General features: G+C 65.8%; 18 protein-coding genes and 1 tRNA gene. 13 read left to right on the top strand and 6 right to left on the bottom strand.

Translation table 11 applies throughout. The features are described 5' to 3' along the window. Window positions 1–119: 119 nt before the first annotated feature. The 5 genes from ACE3OO_RS14805 to ACE3OO_RS14785 all read left to right on the top strand — a co-directional run bounded on the left by ACE3OO_RS14805 (window position 120) and on the right by ACE3OO_RS14785 (window position 5,120). A complete protein-coding gene (locus ACE3OO_RS14805; RefSeq protein WP_374304182.1) occupies window positions 120–1,781 on the top strand; it encodes an electron transfer flavoprotein-ubiquinone oxidoreductase in 1,662 nt (553 codons plus the stop codon). A 4-nt stretch (window positions 1,782–1,785) separates the two neighbouring features. Continuing rightward, window positions 1,786–3,555, top strand: a complete 1,770-nt coding sequence (locus tag ACE3OO_RS14800; protein WP_374304180.1) for a tetratricopeptide repeat protein — start codon at window positions 1,786–1,788, stop codon at window positions 3,553–3,555. A 4-nt stretch (window positions 3,556–3,559) separates the two neighbouring features. Then, the gene (locus tag ACE3OO_RS14795) at window positions 3,560–4,453 is read left to right on the top strand and encodes a 4-(cytidine 5'-diphospho)-2-C-methyl-D-erythritol kinase (RefSeq protein WP_374304178.1); all 894 of its coding nucleotides are present in this window, start codon (window positions 3,560–3,562) and stop codon (window positions 4,451–4,453) included. Window positions 4,454–4,541: 88 nt separating this feature from the next. Then, window positions 4,542–4,952, top strand: a complete 411-nt coding sequence (locus tag ACE3OO_RS14790) for a hypothetical protein (RefSeq protein WP_374304176.1) — start codon at window positions 4,542–4,544, stop codon at window positions 4,950–4,952. A gap of 93 nt (window positions 4,953–5,045) precedes the next feature. After that, a tRNA-Gln gene (locus tag ACE3OO_RS14785) sits at window positions 5,046–5,120 on the top strand. Window positions 5,121–5,137: 17 nt separating this feature from the next. Here the strand turns inward: ACE3OO_RS14785 and ACE3OO_RS14780 are convergent. Further along, window positions 5,138–5,944: an adenylate/guanylate cyclase domain-containing protein gene (locus ACE3OO_RS14780; RefSeq protein ID WP_374304175.1), complete on the bottom strand. Its 807-nt coding sequence runs from the start codon at window positions 5,942–5,944 to the stop codon at window positions 5,138–5,140. A gap of 107 nt (window positions 5,945–6,051) precedes the next feature. Beyond that, window positions 6,052–7,803: an arsenical pump-driving ATPase gene (gene arsA, locus ACE3OO_RS14775; protein ID WP_374304174.1), complete on the bottom strand. Its 1,752-nt coding sequence runs from the start codon at window positions 7,801–7,803 to the stop codon at window positions 6,052–6,054. Window positions 7,804–7,932: 129 nt separating this feature from the next. Here arsA and ACE3OO_RS14770 point away from each other — a divergent pair, with 129 nt between their 5' ends. Together ACE3OO_RS14770 and adhP are read left to right on the top strand one after the other, a co-directional pair. After that, a complete protein-coding gene (locus ACE3OO_RS14770; protein ID WP_374304173.1) occupies window positions 7,933–9,144 on the top strand; it encodes an alpha/beta hydrolase family protein in 1,212 nt (403 codons plus the stop codon). 66 nt (window positions 9,145–9,210) lie between these two features. Then, window positions 9,211–10,239: an alcohol dehydrogenase AdhP gene (gene adhP / locus ACE3OO_RS14765; protein WP_374304172.1), complete on the top strand. Its 1,029-nt coding sequence runs from the start codon at window positions 9,211–9,213 to the stop codon at window positions 10,237–10,239. A 3-nt stretch (window positions 10,240–10,242) separates the two neighbouring features. On the opposite strand, the gene ACE3OO_RS14760 is transcribed toward adhP, so the two are convergent. The 4 genes from ACE3OO_RS14760 to ACE3OO_RS14745 form a co-directional block, all read right to left on the bottom strand. Further along, window positions 10,243–10,683, bottom strand: coding sequence for a hypothetical protein (locus tag ACE3OO_RS14760; protein WP_374304171.1), 441 nt, complete (start codon window positions 10,681–10,683; stop codon window positions 10,243–10,245). 150 nt (window positions 10,684–10,833) lie between these two features. Next, complete coding sequence (gene phbB / locus ACE3OO_RS14755) at window positions 10,834–11,556, bottom strand: acetoacetyl-CoA reductase (RefSeq protein ID WP_374304169.1); 723 nt, start codon at window positions 11,554–11,556, stop codon at window positions 10,834–10,836. 135 nt (window positions 11,557–11,691) lie between these two features. After that, on the bottom strand, window positions 11,692–12,867 hold the full coding sequence (locus tag ACE3OO_RS14750) for an acetyl-CoA C-acetyltransferase (RefSeq protein ID WP_374304168.1): 1,176 nt from the start codon (window positions 12,865–12,867) through the stop codon (window positions 11,692–11,694). Between the two features lie 142 nt (window positions 12,868–13,009). Next, window positions 13,010–14,329 (bottom strand): alpha/beta fold hydrolase, encoded by a 1,320-nt coding sequence (locus ACE3OO_RS14745; protein WP_374304166.1) that lies wholly within the window; start codon window positions 14,327–14,329, stop codon window positions 13,010–13,012. Window positions 14,330–14,666: 337 nt separating this feature from the next. Between ACE3OO_RS14745 and phaR the strand changes: the two genes are divergently transcribed. From phaR to ACE3OO_RS14715, 6 genes are all read left to right on the top strand, one after another. After that, window positions 14,667–15,275: a polyhydroxyalkanoate synthesis repressor PhaR gene (phaR, locus tag ACE3OO_RS14740; RefSeq protein WP_374304165.1), complete on the top strand. Its 609-nt coding sequence runs from the start codon at window positions 14,667–14,669 to the stop codon at window positions 15,273–15,275. A gap of 28 nt (window positions 15,276–15,303) precedes the next feature. After that, on the top strand, window positions 15,304–17,151 hold the full coding sequence (locus ACE3OO_RS14735; RefSeq protein ID WP_374304164.1) for an adenylate/guanylate cyclase domain-containing protein: 1,848 nt from the start codon (window positions 15,304–15,306) through the stop codon (window positions 17,149–17,151). Window positions 17,152–17,251: 100 nt separating this feature from the next. Beyond that, window positions 17,252–17,701 (top strand): hypothetical protein, encoded by a 450-nt coding sequence (locus tag ACE3OO_RS14730; protein WP_374304163.1) that lies wholly within the window; start codon window positions 17,252–17,254, stop codon window positions 17,699–17,701. Window positions 17,702–17,736: 35 nt separating this feature from the next. Further along, the gene (glpD, locus tag ACE3OO_RS14725; RefSeq protein WP_374304162.1) at window positions 17,737–19,251 is read left to right on the top strand and encodes a glycerol-3-phosphate dehydrogenase; all 1,515 of its coding nucleotides are present in this window, start codon (window positions 17,737–17,739) and stop codon (window positions 19,249–19,251) included. Further along, window positions 19,248–20,231: a 2-dehydropantoate 2-reductase gene (locus ACE3OO_RS14720; RefSeq protein ID WP_374304160.1), complete on the top strand. Its 984-nt coding sequence runs from the start codon at window positions 19,248–19,250 to the stop codon at window positions 20,229–20,231. Before glpD ends, ACE3OO_RS14720 begins: the two co-directional genes overlap by 4 nt. Next, window positions 20,231–21,115, top strand: coding sequence for an alpha/beta hydrolase (locus ACE3OO_RS14715; protein ID WP_374304159.1), 885 nt, complete (start codon window positions 20,231–20,233; stop codon window positions 21,113–21,115). The genes ACE3OO_RS14720 and ACE3OO_RS14715 overlap by 1 nt, the downstream gene beginning before the upstream one ends. Window positions 21,116–21,118: the final 3 nt, after the last annotated feature.

The following is a 21,118-nucleotide window of genomic DNA, read 5'->3' as shown; positions in this document are numbered from 1 at the left end:
AGTCTGGTAAGCAAACAGGGGACGTCAACCCAAGGCGTCCGAATTAAAATTCCAGCTATTACGACCAGCCGCCGCCGGCCGACCAGCCGACCGGCCAAAAAGTTAAGGGGTGCCCCGCGATGGAACGCGAAGCGATGGAATACGACGTGGTGATCGTGGGCGCCGGCCCGGCCGGGCTGTCTGCCGCGATCCGCCTGAAGCAGCTCGCTGCCGAACAGGACCATGACGTATCGGTTTGCGTGATCGAAAAAGGCTCGGAAGTCGGCGCCCATATCCTGTCGGGCGCGGTGATCGATCCCATCGCGCTGAACGAGCTGATCCCCGACTGGAAGGAAAAGGGCGCGCCGCTCAACACGCCGGTCACCGACGATCGCTTCATGATCCTGACCGAGGCAAACCACATCCCGATCCCGAACATCGCCCTGCCGCCGCTGATGAACAATCACGGCAACTACATCGTCTCGCTCGGCAATGTCTGCCGCTGGCTGGCGAGTCAGGCCGAGGAGCTGGGCGTCGAGATCTTCCCGGGCTTTGCCGCCGCCGAGGTGCTGTATGGCGAAAAGGGCGAAGTGGTCGGTGTCGCCACCGGCGACATGGGCATCGGCCGCGACGGCGAGAAGAAGTCGAGCTACACGCCGGGCGTCGAACTGCGCGGCAAATACACCCTGATCGCCGAGGGCGTGCGCGGTTCGCTGGCCAAGGAGCTGCAGGCCAAATTCAAGCTGCGCGACGGCGTCGACCCGCAGAAGTTCGGCATCGGCATCAAGGAGCTGTGGCAGATCGACCCCGCCAAGCACAAGCCGGGCCTGGTGGTGCACACCCAGGGCTGGCCGCTGGACAGCGCCACCGGCGGCGGTAGCTTCATGTATCACCTGGAAGACAACCAGGTGGCCGTGGGCTTCGTGATCCACCTGAATTACCAGAATCCGCATCTGTCGCCGTTCGACGAATTCCAGCGCTTCAAGACCCATCCCAGCGTGCGCGAGTATTTCGAGGGCGGCAAGCGCATCTCCTACGGCGCACGCGCCATCAACGAAGGCGGCCTGCAATCGATCCCGAAGCTGACCTTCCCGGGCGGCGCGCTGATCGGCTGCTCGGCCGGTTTCGTCAACCTGCCGCGCATCAAGGGCAGCCACAACGCCATGAAGACCGGCATGCTGGCCGCCGAAGCCGCGTTCGAGGCGCTGAAGAACGGCGCGACCGGTGGCGACGAACTGGCCGCCTATCCCGAAGCCTTCAAGGCGTCGTGGTCGTTCAAGGACCTGTGGAAGGTTCGCAACGTGAAGCCGGCTTTGGGCTATGGCATGTGGCTCGGCACGCTGGTCGGTGGCATCCATATGTGGTTGAACGACCTGGGCCTGGGTTTCCTGGCACCCTGGACCTCGCGCCACACCAAGGCCGATCACGAGAGTTTGAAGCCGGCTGCCCAGTGCAAGCCGATTGCATACCCCAAGCCCGATGGCAAGATCAGCTTCGACAAGCTGTCGTCGGTGTTCCTGTCGAACACCAACCACGAGGAGGATCAGCCGATCCATCTGCGTCTCAAGGACCCGTCGATCCCGATTGCCAGGAACCTGCCGATCTACGACGAGCCGGCACAGCGTTACTGTCCGGCCGGCGTCTATGAAGTCCTGCGCGACGACGACGGCAAGAATCCACGTTTCCAGATCAACGCGCAGAACTGCGTCCACTGCAAAACCTGCGACATCAAGGATCCGGCGCAGAACATCAACTGGACCGTCCCGGAGGGGGGCGGCGGTCCGAATTATCCCAACATGTGAGACGATGACAGACACAGCCTCCCGCAAGCGTCACACCACCCTCTCCTCCCGTCCGCATCTGCGGCTGCGCGCCGGCCTGCTGGCCGCAGCCGCCCTGCTGGCCCTGCCGCTGGCCGCCTGCGGCGGCGACGGCCGCATGGCAAGCGGCAGTCCGCGCGGCACCTATCGCCTCGACAGCCCCTATGGCAACTTCCTGGCCGCGCGCCACGCGCGCGAGACCAACGACACCACCGCGGCGGCGGATTACTACCTGCGGGCCCTGCGCGAGGATCCCAGCAGCGCCTTGCTCAACCAGGGCACCTTCGTAGCGCTGATCGCCGATGGCCGCGTCGCCGAATCCGTGCCCCTGGTGCCGGCCCTGCGCCAGCTCAATCCCGGCGAATACCTGCCACGCATGGTGCATGCCTCGGCGATGATGCTGGCCCGCGATTACGACGGCGTGCTGCGTCTGGTGAACGACGGCCCCAATAACGGCATTCATGCGGCCTTCAATCCGCTGCTGGCGGCCTTTGCCCATGCCGGCAAGGGCGAAGCCGATCAGGCCGTGGCCAGCCTGCAGAAACTGGAGCGCCATCCGCTGCTGGGCGGCGTGCATGCGCATCTGCGCCCCCTGCTGCTCGATCTGCTGAACCAGGCCGAACCGACCGAGGCCGCCTATCGCGATGTGATCGAAGGCCGCGAACGGCCGGGCACGCGGCTTGTGGATGGCTATGCCCGTTTCCTGGAACGCAACGGCCGCATGGCCGAGGCACGCCGCCTGCTGGATGAGCAGTTGGCGCTCAATCCCGAAAACCCCGTGCTGCTGCACGGCCTGCGCCGGCTGGATGCCAAACGCAGCGCGCCGGTCGCGCCGCTGGTCGGCAATGCCGTCGAGGGCCTGGCCGAGGCATTGTTCGCTTCGGCTTCGGCTTTCGGTCGCTCCGATGGTGGCGAGCTGGCCGAACTGCATCTGCAGCTTGCGCTGTTCCTGCGGCCCGATCTGGACGACGCCCGCATGCTGCTGGCCGACATCTATGAAATCCGTGAGCGCTGGGAACAGGCGCTGGCCATGTATGGCAAGATCTCGCCGGCCTCTGCCTATGCCGAAAACGCGCAGATGCGGCAGGCCTGGTGCATCAACGAGCTGGGGCGCGGCGAGGAAGCCGTTCGCATGCTGCGACGCCTGGCCAATGCGGCACAGGACAGTTCGCGCGCCGTGCTCATGCTGGCCGATCTGCACCGGCAGATGGAGCGCTGGCCCGAGGCGGCGCAGGAATACAGCGAAGGCCTGGAGCGCATCAAACAGATCGAACCGCGCCATTGGGCGATCTTCTTCGGCCGCGGCGTGTCGTACGAACGGGCGCGGCAATGGGACAAGGCCGAAGCCGATATGCTGAAGGCCCTGGAACTGCAGCCCGACAATCCACTGGTGCTGAACTACCTGGGCTATTCCTGGGTCGACATGAACCGCAACCTCGAACGCGCGACCAAGATGATCGAGCGTGCCGTGGCCTTGCGGCCCAATGATGGCGCCATCGTCGACAGCCTGGGCTGGGCGCTGTATCGCCAGGGCCGTTTCGAGGAAGCCGTGGTGCAACTGGAACGCGCCGTCGAACTGAAAGGCGGCGATCCGGTGATCACTGACCATCTGGGCGACGCCTATTGGCGCGTCGGCCGGCAGGAGGAGGCGCGCTTCCAGTGGCGCCGCGCCCTTGGCCTCAAGCCCGAGCAGGAGCTGGCCCTGCAGGTGCAGCGCAAGATCGAGCAGGGCCTCGATCCGGTCGCCGCCAAATAACGTCATGGCCGATGGCCTCAGCCGGCTGGCACCGGCCAAGATCAACCTGTTCCTGCATGTCACGGGCCGTCGGCCAGCCGGCGCTGAACATGGCGGCTATCATGAACTCGAAAGCCTGGTGGTGTTTGCCCAGGCGCCGGAAGCCAGCGACCGCGTTTCCGTTGCCCCGGCCGAAGCCTTAAGCCTGCATATCGGCGGCCCGCAGGGCGGCGACTTGAGCGCTGGCGAAGACAATCTGGTGCTCCAGGCGGCGCATCTGCTGCAACCGATGAACCTGAAGACCGGCCCTGAACGCGGCGCCACGCTGACCCTGACCAAAACCCTGCCGGTGGCATCGGGCATCGGCGGCGGTTCGGCCGATGCCGCCGCGGCCTTGCATTGCCTGCGCGCGTTGTGGGGCATTGAGATCGACGATGAGACCTTAAGCCGTGCCGCACTGAAATTGGGCGCCGATGTGCCGGTCTGCCTGTTCGGCCGCGCCACGATGATGAGCGGCATCGGCGAGACATTGCACCCCCTGCCGCCCCTGCCCGCCTTCTGGCTGGTGCTGGCCAATCCCGGCGTGGCACTGGCGACCAAGGACGTGTTCGCCGCGCTGAACGGCCAGTTCACCCCGCCGCAGCCCTTCGAGCGCCGGCCCGACAGCGCCGCCGATCTTGCCATCCTGCTACGCGCGCGGCGCAACGACCTGGAAGCGCCCGCGCGGTTCCTGGCGCCGGAGATCGACCCCGTGCTGGCCGCGCTGAAAGCCCAGAGCGGCTGCCTGCTGGCGCGGCTGTCGGGTTCGGGCGCCACCTGCTTTGGCCTGTTCGCGGCCGAACGCGAAGCGACCTTCGCCGCGCGCAATCTGGCCCGGGCCTATCCGAAATGGTGGGTGGCCGCCACGGCGGCGGGCTGATCTAAGCGCCTGACACAGACCGTTACATAAATCTGCGCAGGATGCGGCCCAGTCGTGCCGTATAAGCAGTCGCGCCGTATAAAACGGCATGTCCCGCCCATCCCTTGCCGTGCCGCCTGCCATGACAATCCTGCGTCCGATCCTGCTCGCCCTGCTGCTGGCCGCCCTGGCCGTCACCCTGCTGATCCTGCCGCATGGGGCGCGGGCGGAAACCTATCTGCTGGGCGTGTTCGACGGCCCGCCGCCGCACCCTCATCCTCCTCATCACCGGCCGCCACCACGGCACTCCGCCGTCGTGGTTGTCGAGCCGACGCCGCCGGCTCCGGCCCCTGTCGTCGTGGTGCCGCAGCAGGCGCCAGCCGCGGCTGCGACAACCAGCACGGCCTATTGCCGTGAATTCCAGACCACAATGCTGGTGAATGGTCAGCCGCAGCCCAGCTATGGCACGGCCTGTCGCCAACCCGACGGAGCCTGGAAAATCGTCAGCCAGATGCCCTGAAAACCGCCCTCTATGGCCCCGGCCTGAGACTGGAAATGCCGGCGCGCTCCGACTATTGTCCGGCCCGCCCGCTGCTGCGGCAGTGGAGCCTGCTGGGGCGTCGCCAAGCGGTAAGGCAGCGGTTTTTGGTACCGCCATGCGGAGGTTCGAATCCTCCCGCCCCAGCCAACTTTCCGAAAAGCCGGTTACGGATCGTGCCGCTTCGGCCACAGCCGGCGCGGGTCTATGCCGGTCGGAAAGCGCATCAGCAAAAACATCGCGAAGCCCAGCATCGGCCAGTAGAACCATAGGTGCGTCGGGCTGGTCAGCAGGTTGATGACCAGCAGGAAAACCGTCAGAACACCCAGGCGCCAGGCATGCTGCCGCCATTTGGCAAACGCGGCCTCGGCCTCATGTTTGGCCGGCATCGGCCGCTCGGCCGCATCGTGAGTGTGATGAGGCGTCGTCGCACCGGCAATGCCGCCCAGCAGCACGCGATAGGCCGAAACCGGTTCGGCGATATTCTTGATCTCGCGGTCGCCGAGAAAGTCGAAACCGATATCCAGCTTCTTGCGCACCTGCTCGAACACGGCACCGGAAATACAGATACCACCGGGTTCGGCCAGCGATTCCAGCCGGGCCGCGACATTCACGCCTTCGCCATAGATGTCGTTGCCGTCCAGCATCACATCGCCCAGATTGATGCCGATGCGGAACTGCATCGGCGGCATGGTCGGCTCTTCCGCGTTGCGGGTGGCCAGGCGACGCTGCGTTTCAACGGCACAGAAAACGGCTTCGACCGGAGAGCCGAATTCCGCCACCAGCCCGTCGCCCCAGGTATTGATCAGCCGGCCATGATGGCGGTTGATCAGATCGGTCATGATCTCGCGATACTGCTTCAGGCGCGTGACGGTGCCGACTTCGTCGCGCTCGACCAGCGCGCTGTAGCCCTGTACGTCGGCACAGAAGATCGTGGTGAGCTTGCGACGGATATCTGCGGTCTGGTTGGTCATGGCTGCATCTCTGAAACCCTGCCAGCCTATACGCAGCCTGCCGGGTCATAAAGCCCATTCGGCCGGTTCGTGACCCGGGGCACAGCCACGTCTCGGTGCGGCCACCGCTAACGCTCTGCGATCCGGCCCAGGGCGGCAATGCCGACCGGCGGTTCGGGTTGCCAGGGCAGCAGGTAGGCCCGGCGGGCGAGGCCGTCCCTGACGCGGGCGATCTGCACCAGTTCCCCCTTCAGTCTCGCCCTCAGCAGCGGATCCTGCGTGCCACTGCCAAGCAGGCTGCGATTGATCACCCAGCCATACGGCTCGATCCCCGCGCGGCGCAGATCCTCCTGCAAGGCCGCGGCCTCGGAAACCGGCGTGGTTTCGGGCAGCGTCACCAGAATGATCCTCGAATAATCGGCATCCTGCAGTCGCATCAGCGGCGTGAGAATGCGGCCCTGGGCCGTTGGCATGTCGCGGGTCATCTGGCGATGATAGGCGCCGGTCGCATCCATCAGCAGCAGAGTATGCCCGGTCGGCGCGGTATCCAGCACCACGAACGCGCTGCGGGCCTCGGCAACGATGCGCGAGAAGGCGTGGAACACTGCCACCTCCTCAGTGCAGGGCGATTCGAGATCTTCGCGCAGCAGCGCGCGACCTTCCGCGTCCAGGTCGGCGCCGCGCGCCGCCATGATCTTCTCGATGTATCGGCGCGTTTCTTCCTTTGGATCGATCCGGTCGACGCGAAGATTATCCAGCGCGGCGCCAAGTGTGGCTGCGACATGCGCGGCGGGGTCCGTGGTGCTGAGATGCACGCTGTGACCGCGCTGGACCAGGCCGACGGCCAGGGCTGCGGCGATCGTCGTTTTGCCCACGCCGCCTTTGCCCATCACCATGATCAGGCCGCGACCGGCAGCCGCCAGATCGTCAACCAGTTTCCCCAGCCCAGGCAGATCCGGCATTGCTGCCGGCGCAACCGTCGCGGCTGGCGGGATTTTCTCAGGACCAGGGTGCAGCAGCGCGCGCAAGGCCGTCAGGCCAACCATGTCGAACGCGCGTAGCGGGATTCGATCCTGCGGCAGCGTCTTCAGTGCATCCGGCAGATCGGCCAGCGCCGCCCGGGCAAGGGATTCAAACGAGCGGGCCACGGCATCGCGGGGATCGGCGGCAGTGAGCACGCCATTGATGGCGAGGCGCTGGTTGTCGAGGCCAAGCGCATGCAGCTCCGCGCTGGTACGCGCCGCCTCGCGGATGGCGCTGCGGTCGGGTCGGGTGACAAGCACAATGGTGGTGCGGGACGGATCGCCCAGCGCCGCGAGTGCAGCCTGGAAACGCGCCTCCTGCATTTTAAGCCCCGAATGCGGACCGAGGCAGGAGGCACCACGGTCATTGTCCTTCAGGAAGCCGGTCCAGGCCTTGGGCAGGCTGAGCAGGCGCAGGGTGTGGCCCGTGGGGGCGGTGTCGAACAGGATATGATCGAAACGGCCGTCGCTGTCGGCCAGCAGACTCACGAATTCGTCGAACGCGGCAATTTCGGTGGTGCAGGCGCCCGAGAGCTGCTCGCGGACCGTGGCCCGCTCGGCCTCGCTGGCCTGGGCATCCATCTGTTGCAGTACCCGGCCGCGATAGGCTTCGGCCGCCGCCCCGGGATCGATATTCATTGCCGACAGGCCCGGCGCACCGGCAACGGGGCGCGGCTGGTTGCCCAGCGGCGTGCCCAGCATTTCATCCAGATTGGAGGCCGGGTCTGTGCTGACCAGCAGCACAGACCGGCCCTGATCAGCCAGCGCAAGCGCAACCGCACAGGCCAGGCTGGTCTTTCCCACGCCGCCCTTGCCGGTAAAGAACAGATGCCGTGTCGGCTGTGCGATCATGTCCATCGAAAACCCGGTCCTTATCTTCATTCTGCCAATGGCGGCATCCTATCGGAACACAGCCGGGTGTGGATTGACGCGGGTCAATCTTTTCTGGAAGAGTAGCCGCAGGGGATTCTCGCAGAAAAAAACACCATGACCGAGCCGCAGCTTTCGCGGGGCGCCATAAGGCTCGCCGCCTTCGACAATGCCGAGATGGATTTCCAACTGATGCGTTCGCTGGGTGCGGTGGCCTTCGGCGGCGGATCGGTGGGCGAAATCGCCCGCGCCCGCGCCGCGATCGCCGATGGCGATCCGGCCAGCTGGGTGGCGGCCTTCAACGCCCTGGCCGCGCAGGTGGAAGCCCCGAAAGCCGGCAGCGATGCCTTGCGTGGCGAAGCCGCCTTACGCGCCAGCATGTACTGGCGGGCGGCGGAATATTACGCAAGGCCGGAACAGGCCGCAGCTTTGGGCCGCAAATCGCGCATCGTGTTCCAGGCCGCCATGGAACTGCTGGGCATCGCCTGCGAGACCATAATCGTGAGACTGAACGGCGAAAGCCTGACCGGCTACCTGTTGCCGCCCGCGCAGGCAAACGGTCAACCCGCCCCGCTGATCGTGGCGCTGAGCGGCTTCGACGGCAGCACGGAGGAGCTATACTTCGAAATCGCGGCGGCGGCGCGCCTGCGCGGCTATGCCTGCCTGCTGATCGAGGGACCGGGCCAGGCCGGCACGCGGCGGGAAAACCCGCATTCGGTTTTCATCCCCGATTACGCGCCGGTCGTGCATGCCTTCATCGACGCGGTGAAAGGCCGCCGCAGCATCGACCTGCGGCGCAGCGCACTGTACGGCATCAGTTTCGGCGGCTACTTCGCCAGCCAGGCAATGGCGGCAGGCGCTCCCTGCCATGCCCTGATCGCCAACAGCCCGATCCTCGATCTGCAGGCCTACATGACCGCCTTCATCGGCCCCGCGCTGTGCGCCGATCCACCTGATATCAAAGTGGATGAGATCGACGAGGTGCCGGATACGGCGCTGCCGCCGCTGCTCAAGCACGGCCTGCGCACATCCTGCCTGCGGTTTGGCACCGACACCTTCGCCGGCTTCCTGCAGCGCCTGGGTGACTTCAAAGTCATGCAGCCAGCGGCCATCATGCAGCCTTCGCTCGCGCTCTATGGCGAAGGCGAAGGCGCGGAAGTGGAACGGCAGGCGAAAGCATTCGCCGCGCAGGTGGGCGGGCCCGTCACGCTGCGACAGTTCCATGACGACGAGGGCGCGGGCGATCACTGCCAGTTCGGCAATCTCGCGCTGTCGGCCGCCGTGGTGCTGGACTGGCTCGACGATCTGTGGCGCATGCCGCGCGATTGATCTGTCTCAAGGTGCTTCCCGCCGCATCGTCTATCCTGCCTGCATTCCGGACAAGGAGACACGATCATGGCGCAGACGATGAAAGCCGCAGTGGTGCGGGAATTCGGCAAACCGCTGAGCATCGAGCAGGTGCCGGTGCCCAAACCCGGGCCAGGCGAAGTGCTGGTCAGGATCAAGGCCAGCGGCGTCTGCCATACCGACCTGCATGCCGCCGACGGCGACTGGCCGGTGAAACCGAAACTGCCGTTCATCCCCGGCCACGAAGGCGCAGGCATCGTCGCGGCACTGGGCCCGGGCGTGACCGGCCTGAAGGAAGGCGATGCGGTGGGCGTGGCCTGGCTGCATGATGCCTGCGGCCATTGCGAACATTGCATCACCGGCTGGGAGACGCTGTGCGAATCCCAGCATAACAGTGGTTATGGCGTGGATGGCAGCTTCGCCGAATACGCCGTCGGCCATGCCGATTATGTCGGCCGCCTGCCGGACAATCCCGATTTCGCCGCGCTGGCACCGATCCTGTGCGCCGGTGTCACCACCTATAAAGGCATCAAGGAAACCGAGACGCGGCCAGGCGAATGGATCGCCATTTCCGGCCTGGGCGGCCTGGGGCATGTCGCCGTGCAATATGCCAAGGCGATGGGCCTGCATGTGGTGGCGCTGGACGTGACAGACGAGAAACTGGCGCTGGCGCGTTCGCTCGGCGCCGATGCCACGGTGAATGCACGCACCGCCAACGCGGTCGAGCAGGTGGCGAAGATCACCGGCGGCGGCGCCCATGGCGTGCTGGTGACGGCCGTGTCGCCGGTGGCCTTCGCGCAATCGCTCAATCTGGTGCGGCGCAAGGGCACGATCAGCCTGGTCGGCCTGCCGCCGGGCGATTTCCCGACGCCGATCTTCGACGTGGTGCTGAAACGCATCACCCTGCGCGGCTCCATCGTCGGTGGCCGCAAGGACCTGGCCGAGGCGCTGGCCTTCGCCGCCGAAGGCAAGGTGAAGGCGCATATCCATCACAAACGGCTGGAAGACATCAACGCCATCTTCGCCGACCTGAAGGCCGGCAAGGTGGACGGCCGCATCGTGCTGGATATCGGCTAATCCCTAGTCCACCACCCGCCAGGAACCGTCGGGCATCAGGCAGGCGGTGCCATAGCTTCGCTGCGGTGCGCCGCCGACGGTGACGCCGGCCTGGTATTCACGGCAATACTGCCCGCTGGTCGTCTGGTAGACCGGCGAGGCCGGCACGGCGGAAATCTGCCCGCCATACGGAGCCGGCGCGTAGATCACCGGCGGCGGCGGCGCGTAATAGGCCACGGGCGGCGGCGTCACCACAACGACGCGCGGGCGATAGGCCGGCGGCCCCCAGTAAGAGCCGCGGTAATAGTCATGGTGATGATGATGGCGCGGCGGTGGACCGTACCACGGGCGCCCATGCCAGCCGCCGGTCGAATAACTGAAGGAAAAGCTGTCGGCTTTGGCCGCCGGCACGGCAACGGTAAAACCGGCAACAGCGGCAACGGCAAGCAAGAGCGGACGGATCATGGCACAGCCTCCTTGGACTGCTGTGCCATCACGCTGGGCGCCGATCATGGCGGATTTGTGGACGGCAGATTCGCGCCACAAAAAATTTCGCCGCCGGCGGGATGGCCCGGCCGGCGGCGATGGGTCTGTGGAGAATGGCAGAAATCCGCCTCAATACATATGCTGGCCGCCATTGATGCTTAAGGTCGAGCCGGTGATGAAGCCGGCTTCGTCGGCGACCAGGAACTGCACGCCGCGGGCGATCTCCTCGGCGCGGCCGAGGCGACCGACCGGAATCTTGGCGACGATCTTTTCCAGCACATTGGCCGGCACGGCGGCGACCATGTCGGTATCGATGTAACCGGGCGCGATGGCGTTCACGGTGATGCCGCGGGCAGCGCCTTCCTGCGCCAGCGCCTTGGTGAAGCCATGGATGCCCGATTTCGCGGCGGCATAATTCACCTGGCCATACTGGCCGGCCTGGCCGTTGATCGAGCCGATATTGACGATGCGGCCGAAACCGCGTTCGCGCATGCCGTCGATCACCGCGCGGCACATATTGAAGCAGCCGCCCAGGTTGGTGTCGATCACCGCCTGCCACTGCTCATGGCTCATCCTCTGCAGGGTGCCATCGCGCGTGATCCCGGCATTGTTCACCACAATATCGATCGGACCGAGATCGCTTTCGACCTGCTTCACGCCAGCGACACAATCCTCATAGCTGGCAACATCCCACTTATAGGTCTTGATGCCGGTCTCGGCCTCGAATGCCTTGGCGCGCTCGGAATTGCCGGCATAGTTGGCGGCAACCTTGTAGCCGTTCTGATGCAGCAGCTTGGAAATCGCAGCCCCGATCCCTCGGGTGCCGCCGGTGACAATCGCTACGCGGGACATGGATACATTCCTCCTGTTGAACTTTTTTGATCCACCGCTGCGGACGGCTTTTATGGTGTCAGATGTGCGCCGCGCCGCATTGATATACAGCAAAGGCCGGGATACCCCCTCCCGGCCTTTGGTCGAATGCGTCGTTCAGTCGCGCTGCACGCACATCGCGATGCCCATGCCGCCGCCGATGCACAACGTGGCAAGGCCCTTCTTGGCATCGCGGCGCTGCATTTCATACAGCAGCGTCACCAGCACGCGGGCGCCCGAAGCGCCGATCGGATGGCCGATCGCGATGGCGCCGCCATTCACGTTCACCTTGTCGGTGTCCCAGCCCATGTCCTTGTTCACGGCGCAGGCCTGGGCGGCGAAAGCCTCGTTGGCCTCCACCAGATCGAGATCGCCCGGCTTCCAGCCCGCCTTGGCGAGTGCCGCGCGCGAGGCCGGGATCGGGCCGGTACCCATGATCGAAGGATCGACGCCCGACTGCGCCCACGACACGATGCGGGCCAGCGGCTTCACGCCGCGCTTCTTGGCTTCCTCGGCGCTCATCAGCACCACGGCGGCGGCACCGTCGTTGATGCCGGAAGCATTGCCGGCGGTAACCGAGCCATCCTTGGCAAAGGCGGGACGCAGACCCTTCATGGCGTCCAGCGTGGCACCGGCGCGGATATATTCGTCCTGATCGACGATGGTGTCGCCCTTGCGGCCCTTGATGGTGACCGGAACGATCTCATCCTTGAACTTGCCGGCCTTCTGCGCCGCCTCGGCCTTGTTCTGGCTCTTCACCGCGAATTCGTCCTGCGCATCACGGGTGATCTGGAACTGCTTGGCGACGTTCTCCGCCGTGTTGCCCATGTGATAGCCGTTGAAGGCATCCCACAGGCCGTCGCGGATCATGGTGTCGATGAAACCAAGGTCACCCATCTTGTGGCCGGCGCGCAGATAGGCGGCATGCGGCGCCTGGCTCATGCTTTCCTGGCCGCCGGCAACCACGATGCTGCTGTCGCCGTTCTTGATCGCCTGAAAGCCCAGCGCCACCGCGCGCAGGCCGGAGCCGCACAGCATGTTGACGCCCCAGGCCGGCACTTCCACCGGCAGACCGGCATTGATCGCGGCCTGGCGCGCCGGGTTCTGGCCCTGCGCCGCCGTCAGGATCTGGCCCATGATCACTTCGCTGACATCCTTCGGCGCGACGCCCGCGCGCTTGAGCGCGCCATCGATGGCGACCTGGCCGAGATAATGCGCCGGCACCGTGCTGAGCGAACCGTTGAACGAACCGACCGGGGTACGGGCGGCGGCGGCGATGACGATATCGGTCATTGGTGTTCCTCCACGTCCAGCTTGGGACATCACTGCGGGCGAGACTGCACGGCGATCATTGTAGGGCGCCGCCGCGCGGGATGGGTGACGATAGCGGGCTTTTCGCAGGTGCGGCAAGGCTTGCCGCGATGCAAAACGCGCTTCAGGCCTGCACTTTGGTCGCAGATTTACCGGGCTGGCGGCGGCGACGCTGCGGCAGGGCGGTTTGTTCCGTGTCCTGAATGCACCGGCCCGTGGCGGTCAGCCAGTCGGCCAGCGGCTGCCACAGCCCCGCCTCGGCGCGCGGCCCCACCACCATGCCGATATGGCCGCTGGGGGCATCATGGCGGTCGGCCTGCGGCAGTTGCGCCAATAAAGCGGCAGCCCCTTCCTTGGGCACCAGCTTGTCGCGCTCGGGCAGCACCACCAGAGCCGGCTTGCGCCAGTCCTGCGGCAGCACGGCACGGCCGCCGACCTGCCAGGCGCCGCGCGGCGGTGTGTTCTCGCCATACCAGCCCAGCAGGCATTCGCGCGCCACCCGTCCGGCCAGCGGCACGCCATCGTTCAGCCAGTCTTCCATGGCGATGAAGCGCCGCTCGTTCTCGCCACCCTCGGGCATGGCACCGAACAGCGTGAACTTCTTCAGCGCGGTGAGCGGATCGAGCGCCCAGAAGAACCCCTGCAGCACATCCACATCCAGCATCGGCGGCGGCGCGGCGGGATCGCTTGCGGGCGGCGGCACGATGGCAGGCGCCAGGGCCTGCACCAGGGCTGCGTGATGGGCGCCGCCGGCATGGAAATCCCACGGCGTCGCCAGCAGCGCCAAGGCCGCCACATCGTCGGGCGATTGCAATGCCGCCGCCAGGGCCAGGTTGCCGCCCATGCAATAGCCCAGCAGAAGCGGCGGTTGGCCGCAGAGCTGCCGCACATGGCGCAGGGCCCGCACGATACGGGCGATATAATCGGCCAGATCGAAACGCTGTTCGGCATCGCCCGGATCGCCCCAATCCATCAGGAAGGGCCGCAATCCATGACTGGGCATCCAGCGCGCCAGACTCTGCCCCTCGGCCAGGTCCAGCACATAGGCGCGATTGACCAGCGACGGCACCATGAGAACCGGAATGCCAGCTTCGGCATAGGCCAGCAGTCGGCTGCCGCCCTCACGCCACGCCACCGGCGGATCGGGCAGGTCGCGCCGCCAGGCATGACTGCGATAGCGCAGCATCGCCCCGGTCATCGCGGTGAGCCGCGCGATGCCGGCGCGCATCAGCGCATTGGCGAAATCAGTCGGATCGACGTTTGCGAGCTCGGGCAGCAGCGCGTCGAGGCGCGGCTGCACCAGCGGATTCCAGGGCAGCGAGGCGTGCCTCGCACTCGGCCAGACGGCGAGCGAGCTCAGCAAGATCAGGTTGGCCGTCGCCAGATGCAGCGGCAGCGGACGCGGCCCCAGACGGTGAAACTGACGCGGCTGGTTTTCCGGCATTTCCGCCTCCTTGCCCAGGCATCCCGGCCGCGGCCTGACTGGCGGCCACGTTCGCCGCCTGGGTGCCCTGTTGCCACAGGGTCAACCAGGTTGCCGACAGTTCAGCCAGTTTCGGATCGGTGGCCAGCAAACCGGCCTGCTCCTGCCACAGGTCGAGGAACTTCTGCGCCAGGATCTGGGCATCGTTCGAACCGGGAGGCGCCTTGGGATCGTCCATGGCGACAGACTAGCCGAAGCAGCGGATTCCAGCCACCCTTTCGCAGCGCAACAAGAGACTTGCGCATGCATACAATACCGAGTGAAATGCCCGGCAACTGATGCTAGGGAGCGCGTAACCGTGGCCGAAACAGACCAGACGACAGCAGCGCCAGTCGTGAAAATCAAGAAATACGCGAACCGTCGGCTGTACAACACGGCGACATCTTCCTACGTCACCCTGGAAAACCTGTGCCAGATGGTGAAGGACGGCCAGGATTTCGTCGTCGAGGATGCCAAGACCGGCGAGGACATCACCCGCGGGGTGCTGACCCAGATCATCTTCGAGGAGGAATCCAAGGGCGGGCAGCAATTGCTGCCCATCGGGTTCCTCCGTCGACTGATTTCTTTCTACGGCGACAGCCTGCAGACCCTGGTGCCGAGCTACCTGGAAGTCTCGATGGCTTCCTTCCAGCGCAACCAGGAACAGATGCGCCAGTATATGGCGGAAGCCTTCGGCGAGATGTTCCCCTTCCGCAGCATCGAGGAAATGGGCCGCCAGAACATGGCGATGTTCCAGCGCGCCATGACCATGTTCAACCCTTTCGTCGCCGGCATGACCGAAGGCGGCGCCGACAAGGCGGCAGGCGACAAGGCGGCTCCGGGCGAAAAGCCGGAAGTCGACACGCTGAAGAAGCAGATGGAAGAGCTGCGCAAGCAGGTCGAGGCTCTTGCCCGCAACAAGGGGTGACACGGCCACGGCCGGACTGCCTGTTCCCATGACGCCTGAAAAACGGCTGCGCGTAAGGCCGTCGATCTCCCTTGTCCTGACGCTCGGCGTCGGCCTGCTGATGTTCCTGGCCGCGGTTGCCTTCGGCATCGCCATGCTCAACGGCCGCCTCAACACCGTGGACCTGCTGCGCGAGCGCAACGAGACCATCGTGGCGCGCCTGGTGGAGCGCACCCGCCTGCGGCTCGATCCGGCCATCGATCATGTCGATGCCCTGGCCAAACGGCTGGAGAACAAGCAGATCGGTCTCAATGACGTCGGCCGCCTGAGCGACTATATGGTGGCGGCCCTGGATGGACTGCCGCAGGTGGATGCCATCGGCCTGCTGCGCACCGATCTGATCGCCACCCGCGCGGTGCGCCTGCCCGGCGGCTCGACGGTCACCTACCACAGCAACATCATTGAATACCCCGACACGGCCGCGCGCAGCGAGGCGGTGCGCCGGCTGTTCCTGATGGCGCATCAGACCGGCAATCGCGAGGCCAAGTGGGGCGACCTGATCTGGAACCCGGAAATCCGCCAGGCCATGATCAATGCCCATGTGCCGGTGAATATCGATGGCGTCTTCGTCGGCGAGGCGCTGGCCGTGCTCTCGCTCGGTTCGCTGTCGCGCCTGATCGAGACCGACAGCATCGATGGCGAAGCGGTGAATTTCATCCTCTATGACGACGAGCATGTGCTGGCCCATCCCACGCTGCTCAATCATCAATACACGGTGTCGGCCGACAAGCCGCTGCCGATGCTGAACGACATCCACGATCCGGTGCTGCGCAAGATATGGGACGGCAAGATCGAACGCCGCCTGGCCGCCGCCATGCTGGGCAGCGAGGGCGCGCATATCGTCAGCGCCGAGGGCCGGCAATGGATCTTCGTCTATCGCCGCCTGGACAATTACGGCGACAAGCCCTGGATCGTCGGACGCTATTTCGCCTTCGACCAGGTCGAGACCGAAATCTGGCGTCTGCAGGTCGCTTCCGCCGTGGGCATCCTGAGCCTGATCCTCTCTTTGCTGGTGGCATGGCGCATCGCCCACCTGATCCGCCGTCCCCTGCTGGCGATCAGCGAAGCCGCCAACCGCCTGCGCAACCTGGATTTCGACGCACCGCCGCTGGACCGCACGCGCCTGCGCGAGCTGGACGACGCAGCCCAGGCCATCAACGCCGCCAATGCCGCCCTGCACTGGTTCGGCAATTATGTGCCGCGCAAACTGGTCAATCGTCTGGTGCGCGAGGGCGAGGAAGCGATCAGCGCCAGCAAACAGCGCGACGTGACCGTGATGTTCACCGATCTGGTCGGCTTCACCGCCATGTCGGAGCAGATGCAGGCGGAAGAGATCGCGGCCATCCTGAACGAGCATTTCGAACTCGTCACCGCCTGCATCGAGCACGAGGGCGGCGTGGTCGACAAATTCATCGGCGATGCGGTGATGGCCGTTTGGGGCGCGATCAAGCGCGACGACGATCACGCCGCCCGCGCCTGCCGTGCCGCCATGGCGATCTGCAAGGCGATGGCGGCTGACAATGCCCGTCGCCAGATGCTGGGCAAGCCGGTGCTGCGCCTGCGCATCGGCCTGCATTCCGGCCCGGTGGTGATCGGCAATATCGGCGCGCCAGGCCGCATCAACTACACCGTGGTCGGCGACACGGTGAATTCGGCCCAACGGCTGGAGCAGCTGGGCCGCGACCATATGAGCGAGACCGAGCAGTTCATCGCATTGGCCAGCGCCGAGACCGTGGAATCGGCCGGGCTCGATCCGGCCCCGCCGCTGGTCGGCCGCCTGGCGGTGAAGGGCCGCCAGGCGCCCATCGAGATTTACCGGCTGGACCGGTCGGCCTGAATCCGGCACCGGGCCGCATTGCGGATCAGATTGCCCCTCGGGATTAACCCGGCATTTACCGAATCCCTGCTTGAGTCCGGCCTCTGCAACACGGGGCAACATGGTTACAACCATCGGCATCGGCGCGATCCTCCAGCCTTCGGCTGGAACGGTCGATTCCCTGGCCGATTCGCCTTTGCGCCGGCAACGGAATGCCGGAAATCCGGGATTTTCTACCGAAAACCAGGCCGAGATCGGCAGTGTCGCGCTGCAGAAAACCCGCGCGGGCAACGCGCCGGCCGTCATGCAGCTCTTGCGCCGCCGCACCGACCGCGGCGAGCCGGCCGACCAGAGCATCGAAATCCCGCCCCATCTGGAACGTCGCCGCGCCTGGCGCGCGGCTTTTGGACTGAACGCCTATCACGCCCAGCAACTGGCCCAGACCGGTACGGATGCGGAAGCCGGGCCGGGGCGCGACGCGCGTGGCAGCGCCCTGCAGACCTATCGGAGTCTGGGGCGCCGCGGCCGGCTGGACCTCGACCTTGCGCAGCTGGTGAGCGTGACCGTATAAACGGCCCTTTCCGCTCTTAGTTGGTCGTTTCTCCCATGAAGTCTGAACCCGTTGATCTTCTGGTCATCGGCGGCGGCGTGAACGGTACGGGCATCGCGCGCGATGCGGCCGGCCGCGGCCTGTCCGTGCTGCTGGCCGAACGCGGCGACCTCGCCGGCGCCACCTCCTCGGCCGCCACCAAACTGATCCATGGCGGCCTGCGCTATCTGGAGCATTACGAGTTCCGCCTGGTGCGCGAGGCCCTGGGCGAGCGCGAAGTGCTGATGAAAATGGCGCCGCATATCATCTGGCCGCTGCGCTTCGTGCTGCCGCATCATCCCGGCCTGCGTCCGGCCTGGATGATCCGCATCGGCCTGTTCCTCTACGACCATCTGGCTGGCCGCCAGACCCTGCCCGGCTCGATCGGCGTCTCGCTCGACAAATCCGATCCGCGCGGCAAGCCGCTGAAAGACGAATTCAAGCGCGGCTTCGAATATTCCGACTGCTGGGTGGACGATTCCCGCCTGGTGGTCCTGAACGCCATGGATGCGCGCCGCATGGGCGCGCAGATCTTCACGCGCACGGCCGTGACGGCGGCGAAGCGCGAGGCCGATCTGTGGCATGTCACGCTCACCGATCAATATACCGGTGCCAGCCGTGACGTTACGGCGCGCGGCATCGTCAATGCCGGTGGGCCATGGGTGCGCGAGACGCTGACCGGCGCCTTCAGCCAGACGCCGAAAAACGGCGTGCGCCTGATCAAGGGCAGCCATATCGTCACGAAGAAGCTGTTCGACGGCGATCATTGCTACATCTTCCAGAATGCCGACAACCGCATCATCTTCGCGATCCCCTACGAGCGCGATTTCACCCTGATCGGCACCACCGATGTGCAGCTCGATAAGCTGGACGGTCCGCCGCAGATCAGCGCGGAGGAAACCGACTATCTGCTGAATGCGGCCAGCGAGTATTTCCAGCAGCCGGTGACGCGCGACCAGATCGTGTGGGCCTATGCCGGTGTCCGGCCGCTCTATGACGACGGCGACAGCGATCCATCCGCGATCACCCGCGACTATGTGCTGGACCTCGATCCGGGCAAGCCGATGCTGCTGTCCATTTATGGCGGCAAGCTCACCACCTATCGGCGGCTGTCGGAACAGGCGATGCAGAAGATCGCGCCCTTCTATCCGCAACTCGGCCCCTCGTGGTCGGGCGGCAAACCGCTGCCGGGCGGCGAGATCAATGCCGCCTCGTTCGACGATTTCATCGCCGGCCTGCGGCGCGAGTATCCGGCACTGGATCCCACCTGGCTCACCCGCATCGCGCACCGCCATGGCAGCGCGCTGCGCGTCATTCTGGGCGACGCGAAAAGCATGGCCGATCTGGGCGAATCCTTCGGCGGCGGACTCTATGCCCGCGAGGTGGATTACCTGATGCGCCATGAATGGGCGCGCGAGGCCGACGATGTGCTGTGGCGCCGCACCAAATGCGGCCTCTGGGCCACGGCTGCAGAACGCGAACGGCTGGCCCAGTGGATGGCGCAAAACAAGCCGAATGTGGAGGCGCAATGAAAATCGCTGTCGTCGGCGCCGGCGCCATCGGTGGCTATCTGGGCGGCCTGCTGGCGCGTGCCGGCCATGATGTGACGCTGATTGCCCGCGGTGCCCATCGCGACGCGATCCGCAACCATGGCCTGCGCGTCGACAGCAAAGGCGCAAGCTTCACCGTGCATCCGGCCTGCACGGACAATCCGGCCGAAGCCGGACCGCAGGATTTCGTCATCCTGAGTCTGAAGGCACCAGCCGTGCCCGCCATGGCAGAACGCATGCTGCCGCTGTTCGGCCCCGACACGGCCCTGCTGACGGCGATGAACGGGGTACCCTACTGGTATTTCCACAAACAGGGCGGCCCGCTGGACGGCACGCAGCTTGAATCCGTCGATCCCGGCGCGAAGCAATGGACCCTGATCGGGCCACAGCGCGCCATTGGCAGCGTGGTCTGGCTGGCCGGCACGGTGGCGGCGCCCGGCGTGATCCATCACACCAGCGGCAACGGCCTGCCGATCGGCGAACCCGACGGCAGCAGGTCAGACCGCGTGCAGCGCCTGAGCGGAATCCTGACCGAAGCCGGCGTCGAAGCACCGGTGCATCCCAATATCCGACAGGAAATCTGGACCAAGCTGTGGGGCAACCTGTCCTACAATCCGGTCAGCGTGCTGACCCATGGCACGCTGGAAGGACTGTCGCGGGATCCCGATGCCCGGCTGGTGCTGGGCAAGATGATGGAAGAATCGCGGCAGGTCGGCCAGGCGCTGGGTATCGACTTCCCGCTCACCATCGAACAGCGCATGGGCGCCGCCGAGAAGGTCGGCCCGCACAAGACCTCGATGCTGCAGGATCTGGAGGCCGGCCGGCCGATGGAGATCGGCGCCCTGATCGGCGTGATCGCCGAACTGGCGCAGAAGCTGCGCATCGATACGCCGACCATCGATACCGTGCTGGCCCTGCTGAAGGTGCGCGCCCGCGTGGCCGGCACCTATGGAGATATGTGATGGGCAGTTTCGACTGGCGGCGCCTGGGCGGGGACGAGATCGAGGCGCATTACAATCCGCGTTGTTCGGTGCCGGATTTCGAACGGCATTTCAACGCCTATGTCGAACGCTCGGCCGCGGCCCGCGAAAGCCTTGGCGGCGAGTATGACCTGCGCTACGGCTCCGGCCCGCTGCAGACCTACGACCTGCACAGGCCGAAAGGCAACGCAACCGGCGTGCCGCTGGCCGGCGTGCCACTGGTGATGCTGATTCATGGCGGCTATTGGCGCGGGTTGGACAAAAACACCATGACCTTCGCCGCCGTGCCCTTCGTGGAAGCCGGCGCGGTGGTGGTGAACCTGAATTACGACCTCTGCCCCAAGGTGTCGCTGGATGCCATCGTGCGCCAGATGCAGGAGGCGCTGGTTCATGTGGCGCAGCAGGCCGCCGGCTGGGGCGCCGATGCGACGAAGATCCATGTGATCGGCCATTCCGCCGGCGCGCATCTGGCCGCCATGCTGGCCGCGGCCCCCTGGCCGGCCGACCTGCCGCCCAAGCCGGCCATCGCGTCGCTGGGCCTGGTGAGCGGCGTTTATGAGCTGGAACCCGTGCTGCATGTCAGCGTGAATGCCGAAATCCGGCTGGACGACGCCATGGCCCGGCGCAACAGCGTGATGCGCTTCGCGCCGAAGCTATCCTGCCCTGTGCTGATCGCGGTCGGCGACGCCGAACCGCCGGGCTGGCAGGCGCAGAGCGTGGATTTTCATCAGGCCTGTCGCGATGCCGGCACGCCCGCGCATCTGCTGCGCCTGAACGGCGCCAATCACTTCACCATCAAGTTCGCCCAGGCCGATCCGACCGGGCCGCTCGGCATCGCGCTGCTGCGGCAATGTGGCCTGCGATAACCA

This window comes from Ferrovibrio sp. (genome assembly GCF_041906005.1).
GTDB lineage: Bacteria > Pseudomonadota > Alphaproteobacteria > Ferrovibrionales > Ferrovibrionaceae > Ferrovibrio.
This window is presented reverse-complemented; position numbering and strand designations above follow the sequence as displayed.